Source organism: Alkalicoccus saliphilus, assembly GCF_003044065.1.
Classification (GTDB): Bacteria; Bacillota; Bacilli; order Bacillales; family Salisediminibacteriaceae; genus Alkalicoccus; species Alkalicoccus saliphilus.
In genome coordinates, this window is the sequence record NZ_PZJJ01000007.1 from 57,532 (window position 1) to 75,991 (window position 18,460).

Annotated in this window: 16 protein-coding genes; 13 read left to right on the forward strand and 3 right to left on the reverse strand. The window is 43.4% G+C overall.

Annotation, left to right across the window (positions count from 1 at the left end):
- Positions 1-65: 65 nt before the first annotated feature.
- Positions 66-2,828 carry a CapA family protein gene (locus C6Y45_RS06165; RefSeq protein ID WP_160058167.1) on the reverse strand — a complete coding sequence of 921 codons (2,763 nt, stop codon included), beginning with the start codon at positions 2,826-2,828 and terminating at the stop codon, positions 66-68.
- Positions 2,829-3,742: 914 nt separating this feature from the next.
- On the opposite strand from C6Y45_RS06165, the gene C6Y45_RS06170 reads away from it, so the two are divergent.
- The 4 genes from C6Y45_RS06170 (at position 3,743) to C6Y45_RS06185 (ending at position 7,962) form a co-directional block, all read left to right on the forward strand.
- Positions 3,743-5,155 (forward strand): sugar transferase, encoded by a 1,413-nt coding sequence (locus C6Y45_RS06170; protein ID WP_107584325.1) that lies wholly within the window; start codon positions 3,743-3,745, stop codon positions 5,153-5,155.
- A 27-nt stretch (positions 5,156-5,182) separates the two neighbouring features.
- Entirely contained in the window at positions 5,183-6,106 is a 924-nt protein-coding gene (locus tag C6Y45_RS06175) for an SDR family NAD(P)-dependent oxidoreductase (protein WP_107584327.1), read from the forward strand.
- Between the two features lie 382 nt (positions 6,107-6,488).
- Positions 6,489-6,683: a hypothetical protein gene (locus C6Y45_RS06180; RefSeq protein ID WP_107584329.1), complete on the forward strand. Its 195-nt coding sequence runs from the start codon at positions 6,489-6,491 to the stop codon at positions 6,681-6,683.
- A gap of 283 nt (positions 6,684-6,966) precedes the next feature.
- Complete coding sequence (locus C6Y45_RS06185; protein ID WP_107584408.1) at positions 6,967-7,962, forward strand: glycosyltransferase family 4 protein; 996 nt, start codon at positions 6,967-6,969, stop codon at positions 7,960-7,962.
- Between the two features lie 276 nt (positions 7,963-8,238).
- Here the strand turns inward: C6Y45_RS06185 and C6Y45_RS06190 are convergent, their stop codons facing one another.
- Both C6Y45_RS06190 and C6Y45_RS06195 read right to left on the reverse strand, forming a co-directional pair.
- Complete coding sequence (locus tag C6Y45_RS06190) at positions 8,239-9,225, reverse strand: LCP family protein (RefSeq protein ID WP_107584331.1); 987 nt, start codon at positions 9,223-9,225, stop codon at positions 8,239-8,241.
- A 98-nt stretch (positions 9,226-9,323) separates the two neighbouring features.
- A complete protein-coding gene (locus tag C6Y45_RS06195; RefSeq protein ID WP_107584333.1) occupies positions 9,324-9,980 on the reverse strand; it encodes a YigZ family protein in 657 nt (218 codons plus the stop codon).
- A gap of 407 nt (positions 9,981-10,387) precedes the next feature.
- On the opposite strand from C6Y45_RS06195, the gene C6Y45_RS06200 reads away from it, so the two are divergent.
- The 9 genes from C6Y45_RS06200 (at position 10,388) to C6Y45_RS06245 (ending at position 18,324) form a co-directional block, all read left to right on the forward strand.
- Positions 10,388-11,233 carry a sensor histidine kinase gene (locus C6Y45_RS06200; RefSeq protein ID WP_107584335.1) on the forward strand — a complete coding sequence of 282 codons (846 nt, stop codon included), beginning with the start codon at positions 10,388-10,390 and terminating at the stop codon, positions 11,231-11,233.
- A gap of 22 nt (positions 11,234-11,255) precedes the next feature.
- Entirely contained in the window at positions 11,256-11,948 is a 693-nt protein-coding gene (locus C6Y45_RS06205; RefSeq protein ID WP_107584337.1) for a response regulator, read from the forward strand.
- A 297-nt stretch (positions 11,949-12,245) separates the two neighbouring features.
- The gene (locus tag C6Y45_RS06210; protein ID WP_107584339.1) at positions 12,246-13,094 is read left to right on the forward strand and encodes a DegV family protein; all 849 of its coding nucleotides are present in this window, start codon (positions 12,246-12,248) and stop codon (positions 13,092-13,094) included.
- 117 nt (positions 13,095-13,211) lie between these two features.
- Positions 13,212-14,615 (forward strand): ATP-dependent helicase ComFA, encoded by a 1,404-nt coding sequence (locus C6Y45_RS06215; RefSeq protein WP_107584341.1) that lies wholly within the window; start codon positions 13,212-13,214, stop codon positions 14,613-14,615.
- Positions 14,616-14,866: 251 nt separating this feature from the next.
- Entirely contained in the window at positions 14,867-15,316 is a 450-nt protein-coding gene (locus C6Y45_RS17395) for a ComF family protein (protein WP_160058169.1), read from the forward strand.
- Positions 15,317-15,926: 610 nt separating this feature from the next.
- Positions 15,927-16,415 carry a VOC family protein gene (locus C6Y45_RS06230; protein ID WP_107584347.1) on the forward strand — a complete coding sequence of 163 codons (489 nt, stop codon included), beginning with the start codon at positions 15,927-15,929 and terminating at the stop codon, positions 16,413-16,415.
- Between the two features lie 425 nt (positions 16,416-16,840).
- Complete coding sequence (locus C6Y45_RS06235) at positions 16,841-17,113, forward strand: hypothetical protein (RefSeq protein WP_107584349.1); 273 nt, start codon at positions 16,841-16,843, stop codon at positions 17,111-17,113.
- 98 nt (positions 17,114-17,211) lie between these two features.
- Entirely contained in the window at positions 17,212-17,547 is a 336-nt protein-coding gene (locus C6Y45_RS06240) for a response regulator transcription factor (protein WP_107584351.1), read from the forward strand.
- A gap of 204 nt (positions 17,548-17,751) precedes the next feature.
- A complete protein-coding gene (locus C6Y45_RS06245; protein WP_107584353.1) occupies positions 17,752-18,324 on the forward strand; it encodes a YusW family protein in 573 nt (190 codons plus the stop codon).
- The last annotated feature ends 136 nt before the right edge of the window (positions 18,325-18,460 follow it).

Genomic DNA, 18,460 nt, shown 5'->3' on the forward strand with positions numbered 1-18,460 from the left:
CATACATTTTAGATACACTACTTATAAACTAGAGATGAGCCGCAGGCTCATCTCTAGTTTATTAATTAAGGTAATACTTTTTTTAGTACTTTTGAAATTGGGTTTTTCTTGAAAGGAAGCTTTTCAGGAGAAGCTTCAAGTACAGCCGAACTGAACAAGTTAATCCCATCTAAAGCGTTAGGATGAATATGATCTACAAGCCATTTTCTCGGATTACGAGTCTGGTACTTTTCATATATTATCCTATTTGGATCGATATATATAATCTCTTTGGAATTACAGTAAGCTTCTAAAGCCTGGCTATATTCCTGTAGCATTGCAAATCTCTCCGTCTTGTTGAGTTTAGAAACAGGATCATAATTATCTGTGGTCCAAGGAGCAATGAACACAAAGTTCGCTGATTTATTAACCGAGCGAATACTAGAGACAAACTGCTCGATGTTTATAATATATTCTTCGGTTGTTACAGCACATTGTACAGGATCCCGGTAACGAACATCGTTAGTACCAAGTGCTATCACATATAAATCACAATTGCTGGCTGCAATCTCTGTTTCATATTTGCTTAAATAATGAGTAGTTGCTCCTCCTTTTGAGAAGCGAAGGACTTCCAAATCCTGCATGTCAGTCGTAATAGGTTCATACCAGCCGTAGCCTCCATTTCTTGTGCCTTCAGTAATTGAATCTCCTATAAAGCAAACTTTTTTCGATTTAGCAAGTAGGTTATAAAAAGATTTACGCTTCCATGACTCTTTTATTTCTAAAGATATTACTGGGTTACGCACATATCCTTTTGATCTCCCATCAGCTCTATCCACAAAAAGATAGTATTTTTCCTGTACATGATCTATGGGCAGGGTTTCCCCCAGCATTGTCCCTGTAACAAGTTCATGTACTTCTTTCACCCTGTCAAACTCGAGTGTAGAAAGTGTATTTCTTATCTCAGGATTATGCACAATATCAAATAGGGGAAGAGACTTATAATTTTCGTCTAAATAAGAATGAGCGAATAAAGGTACACAAGCTACTGCAAATGGCTTTCCAGTGTTAGGGTCTAAATATAAATGACTCAAAGCAGAAGCATCGCCATCTTTCGCAGTATAAGAATTTACGAAATTTCCAGGACAATGAATAATAAGTACATTTGAATTATGTTGAAGATTTTTGCGCCATTCATAAGGCTGCACTGCGTGAGGGTGATCGCTGAGAATAAGGTCAGCCCCCTGCTCTACAAAGATGTCACACCAGGCAGTCTGCATGCTATCTGGCGAATGTCTGAATTGTTGCCCCATGTGTGGGAGAACGACAATACAATCTGGATTTTCTTTCTTAATTATTTCAAAATCTTTTTTTACATCATCTTTTACTTGCTCGAAATTTTTATCTTCAGGAGAAACTAAAAGAGATGTAAGGTGTTTATTTTCCTTTTTTAAAAAGTAGTCATTGTCGTAACCATTGCTTTTACGAGTATAAGTAAGAATAGCAACCTTTAATCCTTTTATGTCATAGATTGGCAGTTGATCCTTTTCTTTTTGGTTACGATATCCTCCCTTATGCTTCAGCCCCACTTCGTCCAGTATATCCAATGTCCTCATTGCACCTTCTACTCCACAATCTAATAAGTGGTTTTGTGCTGTAGTGACAAAATCAAAACCCGCATTTTTTACCGACCGGGCAAAGCTATCTGGAAAATTGAGAGCAAGTGGCAGTCCATCCCCATAGCAACTTGTACTGTATTCATACTTTTCACCAGCGGTGGGACCTTCGAATACCCCTATCGCAAAATCTGATTCTTCCAGATACTTTTTCACATAAGTAAACATAGGATCAAATTCATAAGATTTTAAATCAGGATTATACGCGTTCAGTACTTGATCTCTTAATAAAATTAAATCCCCTACAAAAGAAAGACAAACTCCTTTTGCCAAACGCTTCTTTTCATTTTCTTGAATTATTGGATGCATTTTAGGGGCATCTTTTTTACGAGGGTTTTTATTTTTAATTTTTTTTGTAACTTTTTGTTGATAGGAATTGGCGAGTTTGCGAACTGGTTCTTCTGAAGCTCTTTCTGAAGTTAACAGCACTTCTATATTTTCAATCGCATGAGCAAGCTTTCCACGCTTGAGCCTTGTAGAAGCTTTTTCCATGTGCCAGTTCAGTACCTTTTCATTATCGAGCACATAGGTGATTTTGTTATTGCTGAAAAAATCTAATGCGACTTTTTTCAGCTCTCCAGATTCTAAAAGTGCCCTGGCAGTATAGTGCCCTGCGTTTGTTAATGTATGATATTCAGCCTTTGGATAAGCAGTTCTTACGATAAAATCGATATAATAACGATCAATATAATTTTCTTGGTCAAAGAAAATACATACACGATTTTCTGTTAGAGATGATTTATGAAGTTCTTTATGTTTAAAACCTTTATTATTAAAGCGAGAATCCATTAATTTATTGATAACTGGATGCGCAGGAATTCTAGGACTCATAGCAAGTATATTGGCATTTACCTCTCCTCCGTAATAAAGTGCACAATAACCTCCCAAACTGGAACCATATGTATATACCTCTTTTCCGGCAATAGTTTGCTCTACGATACTTGCAAATTTAGCTGCTGAAAGAAATTGGTATTGGGTAGTCTTCTTTTGAGCCACATAAATATAATCATATCCTTGACTACATATTAAATTGTCTCCGAACCCGGTTTCCTCCAGGTTAGAATCAATCTCCCCAAATGTGATAATGCATTTCTTACTTCTTGTTTCGACATTTTTATGGTAAGTAATTTTATAATTTTTATGCGAAGCTAAAACATTTTTTTCGTAATTCATAATTCTCTCCTTCATTGATTTGACTTTACTTTATCATACACGATTTTCAAGAAATCGACTATCTGGTGTACAGACTTTAATTGAATGCTTTACTGTCTCTAATATCTTAAGGAATACTTCGATTTTGAGTTCTGTTAAATTCTACAGATCCCGCTACTAAGCCGACGGGGCAACGATATATTTGCAGTGGTTATCATTAGAAATCATGGCTGCTTTGCTTTATATGAGTTCTAAATAAGTGAGACAGAATTAGATTTACTTGTTTTCTGAATCCTACCCGTGGTGCTTGAAAAAAGATTCTTAATGGTATGTAGAAAAGTCCATGATTTTCACTATCTCTTCTGTTGTCCCTTAGCACTGTTGTCGAATCCAGTATTAAGACTGGTGAATAATAAGTCCGTCTTTATGATGAATCCAGGGTGTAACTATTTGCACGTACTCGTTGTTTACTTATCCCAATGTTTCTTCATCAATCTATTCCATTTCTTCATTCCTTATGAAGTTATTACATTTACATAAAGAGGAAAGATTACATCACTGATATTTGTAATTATTTAAATATAGGATAACGGGTTTACATAATTACCATAAAATTCACAGAGAGCAGAAGCTCTTTCAGAATTATTATTTTTGGAATTCACAAAAAACAATTAATCTACTAATGAAAGTTTTTCATGTAAATAGATCTTGCAGGTCGGCAGATCATGGAACTAACAATACTCAAATTTATTTGTTTTTTTTGTAAGTATATCTCTATTCCCTTCTGTAACATTTTTCCTTTAATTTCGTCTATTACTTTAATGAACCAATTTGCTGCAAAGGATAGCATAGGACCACTAAAAAGATTATAATGGACAATGGTATGAAAAGCGTTGCATTGATAATTGTGACGAAGGAAAGAAAGAGGTTTTGACATGTATAGTATGGATGATACAAGAAATCATAAATTTCTGCTCATCTTGGGGGACTTACTTTGTATATTAATTGCGTATATCAGCGCGTTTTATATCCGGTATCTTGATTTTCCGGACAGAAACTGGGAGGCGTTTATTTCACTGCTTCCATGGATTCTGCTGATCGGGCTGTTTTTCATTTCGGTCTATGAGCTTTACAGCCTGGACCGGAAGCACACGTTCAGCGACATCGTCCGTAAAATTCTTGTGGCCACGGCTCTTATGACCTTCCTGACGATGGCTGCTTCCTACTTGTTCCGCGAGTTTGCGATGCCTCGTTCGGTTGTTTTAATCGCAAGTGTTTTTACGGTCTTTCTCATGGTAGCTTTTAAAGTTCTATATCTGAAAGTAACGAGAGGAAATAAAATCGGTAAGGTGCTTCTCGTTGGTGACGGGGAAAACACCTCCAAACTGCTGCGCAAAATCCGGCATCCAATGCTGAAAGGGACGGCGGTACGCCATGTATCGGAGCATATTCCAATAGAAGAGCTTAACTATTCTTTGTGCGAAGTGGACTTTGTCGTGCTGGCACCGAATATTTCCAAGGAAAAAAAATCACAGATTATCTACTACGCGATGGAACAAAATATAGTTGTCTATGTCATTCCGGAGCTGTACGAACTGCTTCTGCAGAAGTCAACAACTTCGCCGATGGAAGATACGCTCGTAATGGGTGTGCGTCCGTTCCTGCTTACGTGGGACAAAGTATTCGTCAAGCGTGTGTTTGACATACTGTCGGCAGTTGTACTCCTCATCACTGCGTCTCCTGCACTTCTTATTACAGCCTTGATGGTTAAGCTGGAAGACCCGAAGGCGGATATTATTTATTCACAGGAGCGGCTCGGAAAAAATAACCGTCCATTTACAATTTATAAATTCCGCTCCATGATCCAGGGGGCAGAAAAAACGACCGGACCGGTTCTTGCGGCTTCCGACGACAAGCGGATTACGAAAGTCGGCCGGCTTATCCGGGCGACACGCCTTGATGAACTGCCGCAGTTGTTTAACGTATTAAAAGGGGACATGTCGCTCGTAGGACCGCGGCCGGAGCGTGAGTTTTTCATTCGGGAACTTACGGAAAGATACTTTCATTACGGTTACCGCAACCGTGTGAAGCCGGGTATTACCGGTTACGCCCAGGTCATGGGAAAATATACGACGGATGCAGAGGATAAGCTCCGCTTTGATCTTTACTATATCCGCAACTACAGTCTCTGGCTTGATATTATTATTATTCTGAAAACGTGCCTCGTTATTTTTGATAAAACAAAATCAGAAGGCGCGGAGGAAAATCAAGAGGAGTCGACAGAACGTCCGGAAGAAAAAAAGAAGGAAGATACTTCAGGCAGGAAAAACTCATCGCTGAATTTTTAGATTCGGTTTGGAGAAAGGGCTTTTCATATGCAGACTATTTTCGTAACAGGTGGAGCCGGATTTATCGGTTCCCATGTTGTTGAGCGGCTGCTCGCACGTGGGGACAAAGTTGTCGTCTATGATAACTTCACGACCGGATCATACGGTAATGTTCCGGAAGATACCGTTGTTGTTGAAGGAGATATCCGCGATAAGGAAAGAACAGAAAATGCCGTTATGCGCCACCAGCCGGACGGAATTATTCATCTGGCAGCTCAAAGTAAAGTCGGACCTTCTCTCGAAAGGCCTGAAGAGGATCTGGCAGTGAATATTCTAGGTACTGTGCACCTGCTTGAAGCAGCCAGGAAGAATGGTATCAGACGTTTTATTTCCGCTTCTTCTGCGGCTGTTTATGGGCACGCGAAAATTCTTCCGATCACAGAATCCACAGATACAGAACCGCTTTCCCCATATGGCACGTCCAAGCTTGCTGCAGAGCAGTACATTCAATCATATGCACGTCTTTATCCAATCCGTACCGCGGGACTCCGCTTTGCCAACGTTTATGGACCTCGGCAGACAATTGAAACAGAAGCAGGCGTTATTACGATTTTTTGTGAAACCCTTCTTTCAGGAAAGCAGCCATCTATTCAGGGAGACGGGGAACAGACACGCGATTTTGTGTATGTAAAAGACGTGGCAGAGGCCGTTCTTGAATCGCTTGATAATGAATCTGCCCAGGGCATTTACAATGTCAGCTCCGACACAGAGACGAGTATTAACGATCTGCTGCTGGAGCTCAGCCGTGCAGCTGGAAGGGAGTTTTCACCGGGATACGGTGCTCCTCGTCCAGGGGATATACGCCACAGTTCTCTTTCGTATAAGCGGCTTCATAAAGAGACGGGCTGGATCCCTAAAGTATCACTCACTGAAGGATTGGAAAAAACCATGGAGTATTACAAGCAGAAATGAAGAAGTTTCCTCCATTAAGCGTTCTCCGAAGCAGGAGGTCATTCTTTGTGTATTTAAACTATTATTACCCCCTCCTCGAAACGTGCTGCTCTTTGCAGCACGTTTTCATGCTGTTTATAAAGTGTTTTTTATACATGCCTATGCAATTTCCTGCTTTCGCCTCCTCAGGACGCTTTCCGGGCGGGCCGGCTTCAGCTAATTTCTTCCTCCCACTGTTCGGAAGAAATGGATCTTCTGCTCGTCCTATCTCGCCTCGGAGTCGCCTGCTGCAGCTCCAGCAGGAAAATAAAAAGAAGGTTCTTCTTCTAAAAAATGTGTTAATTCCGCCCTTTCTTCCATTCAGGAGAGGCTTTTTCCTCCGGAACGACCGGCGGGGACGCCGGTGGATAAAGCGAAGTCGGAAGATCCTTTTCCATGGCCGAAGGGCTGGAAAATAGCTGATGACGAGCCCCACGGCAAGCTTCCGCCGGGGAGTGCAGGAGAAAGCTATACGCTCAGAAGAATAATTATTCTGAAACCAAGACTTAATCAACACTCTGGAAACGTGCTGCTCTTTGCAGCACGTTTTGTTGTGTGAAGCATTGCTTCAATTATCAGCTTTCCATCCGAAAAAAGACGGGACTGAAGAGTTTTTCCTTACAGCCAGAGCTGCTTTCTGAAAATGATATTTCTTTACAAGCAGCGGCTGAGTACGTATGATAGTCAGGAGCTGTAAAGAGATCACCATAAATGGGTATTTATTTCAATAGAATTAGGGTATTATGTTAAAGATAGAAGTTTAGTGCGTAATAAAGAACAGGGGGGTGACAGTATTGTATTTAACATTTGTCATAATTGTATGTTTTGCTGTGAGCTTTTTAATGACGCCGGTCATTAAAAAGCTGGCATTCAAAATTAAAGCCGTGGATGAAGTCGGAGTGAGAAAAGTTCACCGTGCGAGAATGGCCCGCCTCGGCGGGGCGGCAGTTTATGTAAGTTTTTTGATCGGGATGTTATTGATCAGTCCGGAACACAGTCATTTCTGGCCGATCATGCTCGGCGGGCTGGTTATTATTATGACAGGACTCCTGGATGATATTTATGCTGTTTCCGCTTCTAAAAAACTTCTCGGGCAGGCAGCCGCTGCTCTCATTGTGATTTTTGGAGGTATATATGTAGAGGTAATAACACTTCCGTTCGGGATTGAGTGGAATCTCGGGATATGGGGGCTGCCCCTCACTTTTTTATGGATTATAGGAATAACAAACGCGATTAATTTGATTGATGGACTTGATGGCCTTGCTGCCGGAATTTCAGCGATCGTATTTGCTTCTATTTCTGTTTTGGCTATTATGGGGGGGAACGAGCTCGTCACCGTAATGAGTCTCGTGCTGCTCGCAGGGACGTTAGGATTTTTGATTTTTAACTTTCATCCTGCAACCATCTTTATGGGAGATACGGGATCTTTATTTTTAGGGTTTATGATAGCAGTGCTTTCCCTGCTTGGCTTTAAAACGGTTACTCTGTTTTCACTGCTGGTTCCGGTTGTGCTCCTGGCTGTTCCGATAGCCGATACGCTGTTTTCAATTCTCCGCCGTTACTTCAACAAAAAGCCGATAAGTGCTCCTGATAAATCCCACATTCATCACAGACTTCTGAAGCTTGGTTTTTCCCATAAGAAAACGGTATTAATGATTTACGGTCTGAGCATTTTCTTCTCCGTGGCAGCTATTATGCTGGCCCAGTCTACACTGCTTATCAGCATTTTTATTGTTATAACTGTTGTTATTACAGTAGAACTGCTGGCGGAATTGATAGGGCTTGTGCATAAGGATTACCGTCCCCTCTTAAATATGATCGGAAGAATTATTAAATGAAAAGTGGGAAAATGAGTAAACGTTCAATACTGCCTTGTAAATAAAATCTGGAGAAGCGGTATGTCCGCTGTGCGGGTCTCATGTAGATTCCTTCTTCATATGAAAAAGCAGGCCGTTTAAAATCGTCCGATATACATGACTGTTTTTTATTTGAAGCGCCGGAAATAATTATTCCAGTAAAAAGCTTAAATAACGTGCTTAACCCCCTGTCACCTTGTATCTGACAGGGGGTTGTTCTATACAGAGCTTTTTTCGGAAAGCTTCGTATTTTTTATTTTACTCCTCAACGGCAGGTTCAAGGTCGAGGTGCTGCCGGAGGCGTGCAGATACTTCTTCAAGAGAAGCAGGGTCCAAGTCGTAATAGTAGATTCCATCCTGGCTGAGATCACTTCCCTCAAGGCCGAGGGTTTCGATGTTCTCCTGGCTGCACGCGTAGCTGTGCATGCTCATAATATCACCGAAAGCGAGGTTGGTCTTCATATGGTTTTCCAGACTGCTCATAATGTCATCGAACCGTGTGATGGAACGGAAGGAAGCCCCTTTTTCAAGAAGGCCGGCCACCACTTCCTGCTGACGCTCTCCGCGGCCGATATCTCCCCGCGGATCGTGTTTGCGCATTCTTGCATAGGCCAGCGCCTGCTCCCCATCGAGTGTCTGGACTCCTTCTTTTATATCAACGGTACTTTTATCCGTACTGTCTGATTCCGTAAAGGCCATTGGAGAATCAACCTCCACGCCGCCAAAAGCGTCGACTATTTCCATAAAGGCAACAAAATTAATAGTTACAAAATAGTCGACAGGCAGCTGAAACAGGTTTTCTACTGTCTCTACTGATTTATCCACTCCGCCGAAGGCGTGGGCATGATTGATTTTATCATTTCCTCTGTCCGGGATTTCGACAAGAGAGTCTCTTGGAATGCTCAACAGTTTGACGGATTCTTCCTCTTTATTGAAAGTAGCAAGAATATTTGCGTCTGTTCTGCCGCTCAGATCTTCTCCACGGTCATCCACCCCTAGAAAGAGAATCGAAAAGCTGTCACTCGAGACGTCGACTGGACTGGTACGATATTCTGAGTGTCGGCCCCGTTCCAGTTCCTGACCGGCGCTGGTCGTTACACTATTCATTTGGCTGATAACGTAAATAAGTGCAGCTCCACCGGCCAGCAGCAGCAGCGTAAATACTACAGCAGCAATTTTCAGAAATCGTCGGAAGGGAGTTTTCCGGCGGCGCTTCTGATTGTCTTCAAATCGGGATTGTACCATCACAGGGCTCCTTCTATTTCAGATGTAATAATTATACAATAAATTGTTCCGGTGCCTTAATAGACGGTACCTTTTGAAAAAAGTTACGCCTCAAAAGGTTATTCCCGCTGATTTTCAGCAGAAGGTTTGCTCGTTTCCAGGTAGCCGCTGCCATTCCAGGTAATGTTGACTCTCCCGCCGGACAGATTCATCAGCCACTGCTCAAAATTATTTTCTTCTCCTGCAGCTATCCAGCACGTTACAGCTGCTTTTTCGCCGTAGGAAATATCTTTTAGAATATACGTGGAGGAGCGTATTTCATTTTCTATTCTGCCGAGAAGTGTATAGTCGAAAACAGCTGTTCCGATGGAAGCGAGCCGCCGTTCTACAACACCGGTTTCCTTTATACCGGCTGAGGCAGCAGAGCTGTAAGCACGGATCAGCCCTCCGCCGCCGAGCTTAACGCCGCCGAAGTACCGCGTGACAACGACGCACGTATCTTTGAGTTTACGTTTCTTAAGTACTTCCAGCATTGGTACACCTGCTGTACCTGAAGGTTCCCCATCATCATCTGCTTTTTGTATGAGATCATTTTCTCCTATCATATAGGCCGAACAGTTATGGGAAGCATCCCAGTGTTCTTTTTTGATTTCAGCGATAAAAGTCCGGGCTTCCTCCTCTGTTTCCGTCCGTTTAACATATGTAATGAACCGTGACTTTTGTACGGTCATTTCTGATTTTCCCTGAGGATTTACAGTTAGGTACGAAGTGAGCATAGAGATAAACTCCTTTAAATAAAATTCCTTGAATGTCTAGAGCTTAAGTAGGATTCTAAAAAAATATAGAAAAATGGAATAAACAAGATAAACTTTCTGACTTTTGGGGTATGATGAGTAATGATATGCTTTTAAATAACATTTTAATTTGTCGTCTCCGAACAAATATGCGTATATTTACCCTGTATAATATGTTAAGATAAAATAGGAAAATGGCTTCATATACTTTGTCTCTTTTAACTTTCTATAAGAAAAAACAAGAAAAAACCGGGGCAGGTATACCTATTTTTTGAAATCATTTACTTAGGGTTTGAAAATAAAGCGCAGAAGACGGCTGAAATGCAATGCTGCCTACAGTATAGCATGTTTCAGACGGGCGGGCTGTTTAGATAGAAAGAAGGGTGAAAATGAACTCATTTGACATGATTCAGGATATTAAGGAAAGACTGTCAGAAGCAGTTCATCAAGCCCGGAAAGAATTACAAGCAACAGTGGAAGAGGCTCCTGCGTTGCTCCCGGAAGAGAGGGAGGCAGCAGAAAATCTGCTTCATCAATGTAATACGGTAAAACAGTATTTGGAGGAAGCGGATATTCCTGAGGAAACCGGACAGGAAGTCAAACTGCTGCACATGCAGGAAGCTGAGAAAAAGCGGCTTGCAAGGGAGCTTCATGACGGACCGGCGCAGCTGGCAGCCCATGCGCTCATGAGAACAGAAATTACCGAACGCTTCTTTGATAAAGAAGATTATAAGGAAGCCGGCGAAGAACTGAAGGAAACAAAGAAATCTGTAAAAAGAGCGTTTTTGGAAATGCGCCGGCTGATTTATGATCTGCAGCCTGCCGATCTGGAGAAACACGGCCTTACAGAAGCCGCAGCGGTTTTTCTTCGGGAGGTGGAAGAGCAGACAGGCACAGCTGTGACGTTTCGAATCTTCGGAGAAGCTTTCCGTCTCCGGGAGGAAATTGAAACAGCAGTTTACCGCTTTATTCAGGAAACCGTGCGCAATGCTGTGAAACACGGTGCTCCACACCGTATTGATATCGCTTTACGTATGGAAGAACAGCAGATAACGGTAAGCGTCCAGGACGATGGAACAGGTTTTGATGATGCAATGTTTAATGAGTACTCTTTCGGCCTGGAAGGTCTGAAGGAAAGAATGCAGCTCTTTGGAGGTACGACAGTTATTCAATCGCAACCAGGCAGCGGGGCGGTTGTTACTGCCAGTATTCCCGTAGACCGTAATGAGGGATAAAATTACTCAGGAGGAAGATATCATGGATAATAAACTGCGAATTGTTTTAATAGATGATCATCAGCTTTTCCGGGAGGGTGTTAAACGAATTCTTTCCATGGAGGACAATCTGGAAGTTGTGGCGGAAGGAAACGATGGCGGGGAAGTCATTGATCTCGTACGTCAAAATCAACCGGATGTTGTACTGATGGACGTTAACATGCCGGAAGTAAATGGGATTGAAGCGACAAGGTCGCTCGTGGAAACTTTCCCTAACGTTAAAGTATTGATCCTCTCTATTCACGACGATGAAGCGTATGTGACGCAGGTTCTGAAATCAGGGGCCTCAGGATATCTTCTGAAAGAAATGGATACAGAAGCGTTAATTGAAGCAGTAAAGGTTGTGGGTCAGGGAGGAGCGTACGTTCATCCTAAAGTGACATATAACCTTATTAAAGAATACAGACGTCTCGCCACGGACGGCGGCGGGGAAACGGAAGTAGGCTTCAGAGAAGTGGAATACCGGCGTCCGCTTCACCTGCTGACGCGCAGGGAGTGTGAAGTCCTGCAGCTGATGACTGACGGCAAGAGCAACCGGGCGATCGGCGAAGCGCTGTACATCAGCGAAAAAACGGTCAAAAACCACGTAAGTAACATTCTGCAGAAGATGGGAATGAATGACCGCACGCAGGCAGTCGTAGAAGCAATTAAAAACGGCTGGGTAAAAGTTAATTAAAGATAAAAAAAAGAAGGGGTGTCCCGGATGGGAGGCCTCTTTGTTGTTTTTAAGTTCAAAGTGTGAGCTGCTGTGCAATATAGAACACAGGTTCCGGACCCTCATAAAAACTTCCGCTGCTCTTAATGCCTTTCAAGTTAAGTAATTAACAGTGAAAGTTAACAGAACATGAAATAAAGATAAAACGGAGAAATACAGATTCTATCTACTCCTGATTGTTCTTCCAATAAGAATAGACACCGTCCAGGTGAATTGGTACTATAAAAACAGATTGTACGTTTACAAAGGAGACTTATCATGAGCAGAATAGCAATCGTGACCGACAGTACAGCCTACCTTTCCGAGACCATGCGAAAGAGGCACAATATTACGATGGTCCCGCTGAATGTTATATTCGGAGAAGATACATACAAAGAAGAGCAGGATATCACAGCAGAAGAATTTTATAAAAAAATGAAAGAAACAGAAAAGCTGCCGACAACTTCCCAGCCGAGTATCGGACTTTTTGAAGAAACCTTTGAGGTGCTTGGAAAAGAGTGTGATGAAATAGTAGTAGTTACACTTTCAAGCGGTATCAGCGGGACATGCCAGACTGCGGTGGCTGCAGGAGAAGCACTGGAAAACGTCAAAGTTCACGTTTTTGATTCGGAAGTGAGCTGTCTTATACAAGGGTTCTATGCTCTTGAAGCATCGGAAATGGCAGCGGCCGGAAAGAGCGCTGCAGAAATTATCAGCCGTCTTGAAAGTCTTCGTGCCCGGACGCGTGCTTATTTTATGGCGGATGATCTGAGCCACCTCCACCGTGGCGGCCGACTTAACGGAGCACAGCTTTTTATCGGCAGTATGCTGCAGATAAAACCGGTACTCCATTTTGAGGATAAGAAAATTGTACCTTTTGAAAAAGTCCGTACCGAAAAGAAAGCAGTGGCGCGTATTAAAAGCCTGCTGGATGAAGATGCTTCCAGGGGAGCACCACTGAATATTGCAGTAATTCACGGGAACTGCCCGGAAAAAGCTGATAAACTTGTTAAGGAAATAAAAGAAAAATATCCAGCGGCATCGGTGTATAAAAGCCATTTTGGTCCTGTGATCGGCACCCACCTCGGAGCTGGCAGTATCGGGATCGGCTGGATGGATATGTCGTAATATTATTAAAGGCCGGAGGTGACGGGTTCCTGAGAGCCTCCGGCCGCTTATGTGCGGATTTTCATATTGCCTGCTTCCTGAACCCTCCTGAACGATCATTTAAGGAGGTTTTTTATTGTGGAAAAAAACGAGTACCGACGGAAGGACGTTATGAGCCGGATCCAGTACAGGCGTCTGCTGGCTTCAGAAATTTTTTACGATGGAGAAGAAAGAGAGCATCTTCCACTCCTGGAAAAAATGACAGCGGAGGGCCTCCTCTATAAAGAGCCGGCGATCCGCGAGGAGAAGGGGATTTTGCAATGTGCCCGATGCGGAAGCGGAAAACCGTTTCTCGGGGAGGTATCCAACTGCAGCCGCTGCGGGAAAAAGTGCTTATACTGCCGTGCCTGTCTCATGATGGGAAGGGCTGCCTCGTGCGGATTTCTTTATTCTTCGGCCGTGTCTCCAGTCCAGCACCCCGGTCTGGAGACGGGAAATTTAGGGTGGGACGGAAAACTTTCCGCCGGGCAGCGCCAGGCAGCCGAGAAACTCGTACAATGTTTTCGTTCCGGAAAAAGCTGGGAATTTCTGCTGTGGGCTGTATGTGGTGCCGGAAAAACAGAAATGCTTTTTCCACTTATCTCAGAGGCGCTGAAAAAAGGAAATGCAGTCATGCTCTGTACTCCACGCCGGGATGTAGTCCAGGAACTGGAGCCGCGGCTGAAAGAGGCATTTCCGAAGGCAGAAACGGCTGGATTTTACGGAGGTAAATCCCCGGAAAGCCGGTTCTGCTACGCGGATGTTGCTGTCGCTACAACCCACCAGCTATTAAGATTTTATAAAGCATATACTTTAATAATTATTGATGAAGTGGATGCTTTTCCGTATACGATGGATAAAAAGCTTCAGTTTGCGGCGGGCCAGGCCGCCGCAGATAAATGTATGACGGTTTATGTTACAGCCACGCCTTCCCGCATGCAGCAGCGGCGGGCAGCGTCCGGCAGTCTGGAATCTGCAGTAGTCTCCAGGCGCTTTCACGGTAAGGACCTTCCAGTTCCCCGCTTAGTGTGGGCAGGAAACTGGAAAAAACAGATAGAAAACGCCAGACTTCCAAAGGCACTGCGGCTGTTTTTGAAAGAAGCGGGAGAGCGGCAGGTGCTTCTTTTTGTACCCGAGGTAAGCTGGCTTAACCCGGTACAGGAAGCGCTGAATAAATGGCAGGGGAATCTCCGGACAGCAACGGTTCACTCTCAGGAGGAAGAGCGATCCGAGCGTGTGAAAATGTTTCGGGAGGGCAGTCTCGATGTATTAATTACTACGACGATTCTTGAACGCGGTATTACAATTGAAAATGTTCAGGCAGCTGTTCTCGGAGCAGAAAATGCGGTTTTTACGGAAACGGCCCTGATTCAGATTGCCGGCAGAGCAGGCAGAAGCAGCCGTTATCCGACAGGGATGGTGTCATTTTTTCATTATGGATCGACACGTGAAATGAAACGTGCCGTACGAACGATCATTCAGTTGAACAGGTGGAACAGCTGATGAAGACCTATTTATGTCTTGTATGCCACGAGCCGTTAAAGCAGCCGCCCGGCTGGCTGAATGTGTTTCAGTCCCGCCCTCCTTTATTATGTACCGGATGCAGGGACCTCCTGGAACCTGCAGCAGGAGAAAGGTGCTCAATATGCGGACACCCCGATGTCATAAAGAGATGCAGCGATTGTGCAGTGAGAGAAAAAAGAAACCGGTTCCCGCCGGTAGTTCACCGGTCTCTTTACACATACAATCCATTTATGAAGGATTTAATATCCCAATTTAAATATCGGGGTGACGCAGAACTTTCCCTTATTTTCGCTGACGATCTTTTTAAGCTGGCCCGCAGAGAATTTCCGGGTTTTCATACCGCCGTGCCTATACCCCTTCATCCGACGAGGCTCTGGGAAAGAGGGTTCAATCAGGCTTCTCTTCTCGGACAGAAATTCCCGGCGGAAGAACTTCTTATAAGAGACGGTCTGAGTACGAAGCAGAGTAAATCCTCGGGAAAAGACAGACGGGACAATGCGGAAGGAGCTTTTATGTTGAAACATCCGGCAGATTGGTCTGAAAAACATATTCTGCTGATTGATGATATATACACTACCGGATCCACTATAGAAGCAGCAGCTCTACCTTTCTGGGAGGCAGGAGCTCTCCGGGTCTCTGCGGTGACCGCAGCAAGGGCATTGAAAAAAGCGCCATTATAGTTCTGCACTGTTATCAGGCTTTGTCATCAGTATTCATTATTTAGTCTTTTATTAAAATGGCTCTGGTAAAGCTCCGTGTTGTTATTTAAGGTTGCCTGCAGCTCTTTACACCTGCCGCGGAGAAAGCCTGCGGCTGTCCCTTCCGTCCGGGAGTATCTTCGCGCTTCCGCAGGCGTCTCTGCCCGGGTATCGGTTTTACGGAATAAAGAACACCCTTCTATAAAAAACGAAGCGGAAACCGGCTCGTGGAAGAAGGAGATTGAAGAATAAGGCGTAAGCACACCCGAAAATTCCCTTCACGAAAGGCCGGTTGGAAGCGAAGTGTTTCTCCAGCCGTCAGCGAACTTTAACACAGTTATTAAAATAAGAAAATTATGAAAATTATAATTTATTCATCTGAAGCAGAGAAATGCATGGTATGATAATAGGAACAAATGTTCTTTTACCTTTAGCATTTCTATTTTGCAATAACCCTGCTCTGTAATGAGTGAAGACAGCGGAGGCCGGAAAACCCGGAAGTCTCTTCATTAATACAAAAGCAGACGTTTCTCTTATCTGTATTTTTATTCAAGACAGCTTTAGTGATGAGTGAAAAAAGGAGGTGAAAAAGATGAGTGTGTCTACTCGTAAAATTACTCCGTCACTCTGGTTTGATTCCGAGGCAGAGAAAGCTGCAGCATTTTACTGTTCCATTTTCAACAATTCTGCTGTTACAAAAACAAGCTATTTTGGAGAAAGTGGCCCGGGGCCTGCCGGCAGCGTAATGGTCGTGGAATTTGAAATTGAAGGTCAGCCATTTATCGGCTTAAACGGAGGGCCGCATTTCACGTTTAATCCTGCTGTGTCGTTTACTGTTCATTGCAGCAGTCAGGAAGAAGTTGATTATTACTGGACGAAACTCGTTGAGGAGGGAAGGGAAGATCAGTGCGGCTGGCTCCAGGACAAATATGGTCTGTCGTGGCAGATTGTTCCTGATAGTTTAACGGAAATGCTTCAGGACGAAAATACGGAAAAAGCGGAAGCAGCAATGAAAGCCATGCTGCAGATGAAAAAAATAATTATTGCTGATGTGAAAAAAGCTTATGATGAAGCGCGCTGAACTTGGGCATTCCGTTTCGCAAAGTGTGAGTTCAGGACCTGCCGAAAAGGAAAAGAGCGGCCTCCCGGCAGGTCTGATGCAATAGTACACGTAAAAACATGTAACAACTGAATAGAATACATAACAATTCGGTGCAATAAAACAATTATCATCACTGAAGCAGGAAAATTTTCCTCGTTAAAAAGAAAATAAATGAAACTTTGGATGGGGATTTTATTCAAAACCCCTTTTTATTTGTAAAGAGAAGGGTATAATAGAAAAATATTAGTAATATTCAGAGTCATTTTCCTATACAAAGTAGGATAGAAGAACTGCAGAAGTTATTCAAGGAAGAATAGACCTGAAAATTATTTCCGGCGAATCTTGTCGTTTTTTTTCTTAAGGTGTATTCTTATGAGTAGACCAGTAAAGGAGGAACACCATTTATGCAGGAAAACCAATTAACAGCCGAGGCAATAGATGAAGCAGTAAACGACCGGGTCCTCATTATTGATTATGATCGTTACCTGTCAGCTTCATCTGAAGAACGGCTTAAAGATGTTCTTTCCGAAAAAAAGTTATTATTGATAAAGGGGATCTCCGTTCTGAACAGGAAGCAGGTTTTATATTTCTCCTCATTGAAACTGCTAAGCTGGAAACGATCGGTTGGATCGAAGAAAGGCTGGCAGCTTCCGGAAGGTCCAAAGTTGTTGTCGTAACGGTAGGAAGACCAAAAAGTTCTCTTATCCCGTACTTATCCAATCGTCTGAACGGGGTTCTCTCATTACACAGCCTCTATACATATGGAACAGAAATTTTGGATAGTCTGGAATGTTACGGTGTTTACCTTGAACAGGCGATGCATGAAGAACTTGTACAGCAGCTGCATGAGCAGAAACTGCGTGACCGTCCGATTAAACGGCTCGTGCTGAGAGAAAGTGACGTGCAGTACCGTCTTACTAAAAATGAAAGAGCTGTCCTGCAGCATATTCTTGACGGTCACAATAACCGCAGCATCGCTGAGCATATGTATCTTGCTCCTTCGACTGTCAGTACGGTTATCAGCCACCTGCTGAAAAAGCTCGACGCGAACGACCGCACTGATGCTATGGTGCGTATCATACGTAATGGCTGGGTCGATGCCATCCGCTGAGCGTGCAGAAAGTTATCTTTTTAGTGAATTTGTTTATTGAGAGAAACCCCCTTTCGAAGTAACTGCTTTTTATTCAGTTACTACGGAAGGGGGTTTCGTTTTTTTTTCGCCTGATGAAGTGCGCTCGAACGGGAGTTTTACAGAAAAGAAAGAAGGGTACACGACGGAGGGAAAGCAATATATGTTTAAAAGGATGGATGTTATATGAAACGAACTATTTTATCCACGGCCACAATTGGTCTTGCCCTTACGCTGGCGGCCTGCGGTAACGGAGAAAACAATGGAGAGAATACTGCCGGCAACGGTGGAAACGAAAATACAGAAACTGAAGTGGATGTTAATAATAACGAAGAAGCAAATGAGGCGGACGAAAATAACGCAGCCGCAGATGATAATGAAGAACCTGAGGAAAACAACGAAACGGATGCCGGCAACGATGAAGAAACAGCCTGGTATGAAGATCTAAATATTGATGAATTTGAACTCGACGCTGAATATGGCGACGGAGAATATGAAGTAGAGTATAAATATAACGATGGCAGCCCGGAAGCAGAAATTGAAGATTCCCGGGATGGAGAAGAAATTGAGATGGAAGGACAGGAAGCTCTGGACGAATTGGAACCTATGCTGACTGAACTTGAACTGGATGCGGTAAGCAGTGAAGACGAAGTGCTGGACCAGTCAATCGAAGCTTTCAGTCTGGATGAAGATTACGATGAGCTGGAAGTGGAAATCGAATTTTTGGATGATGACGAAGTCGAAGCAGAAGACGAATAAAACGTGGTGTCAGTTCTCGGCTGATCCAGCAGTATAAAGGAAGCCAGCTTCTGCAGGCCGTCTCCATTGAGGGACGGCCTTTCCTCTGAGATAAACCGGGATTAATGCATGCATTCATTCCCAGGAAAAAGAGCTG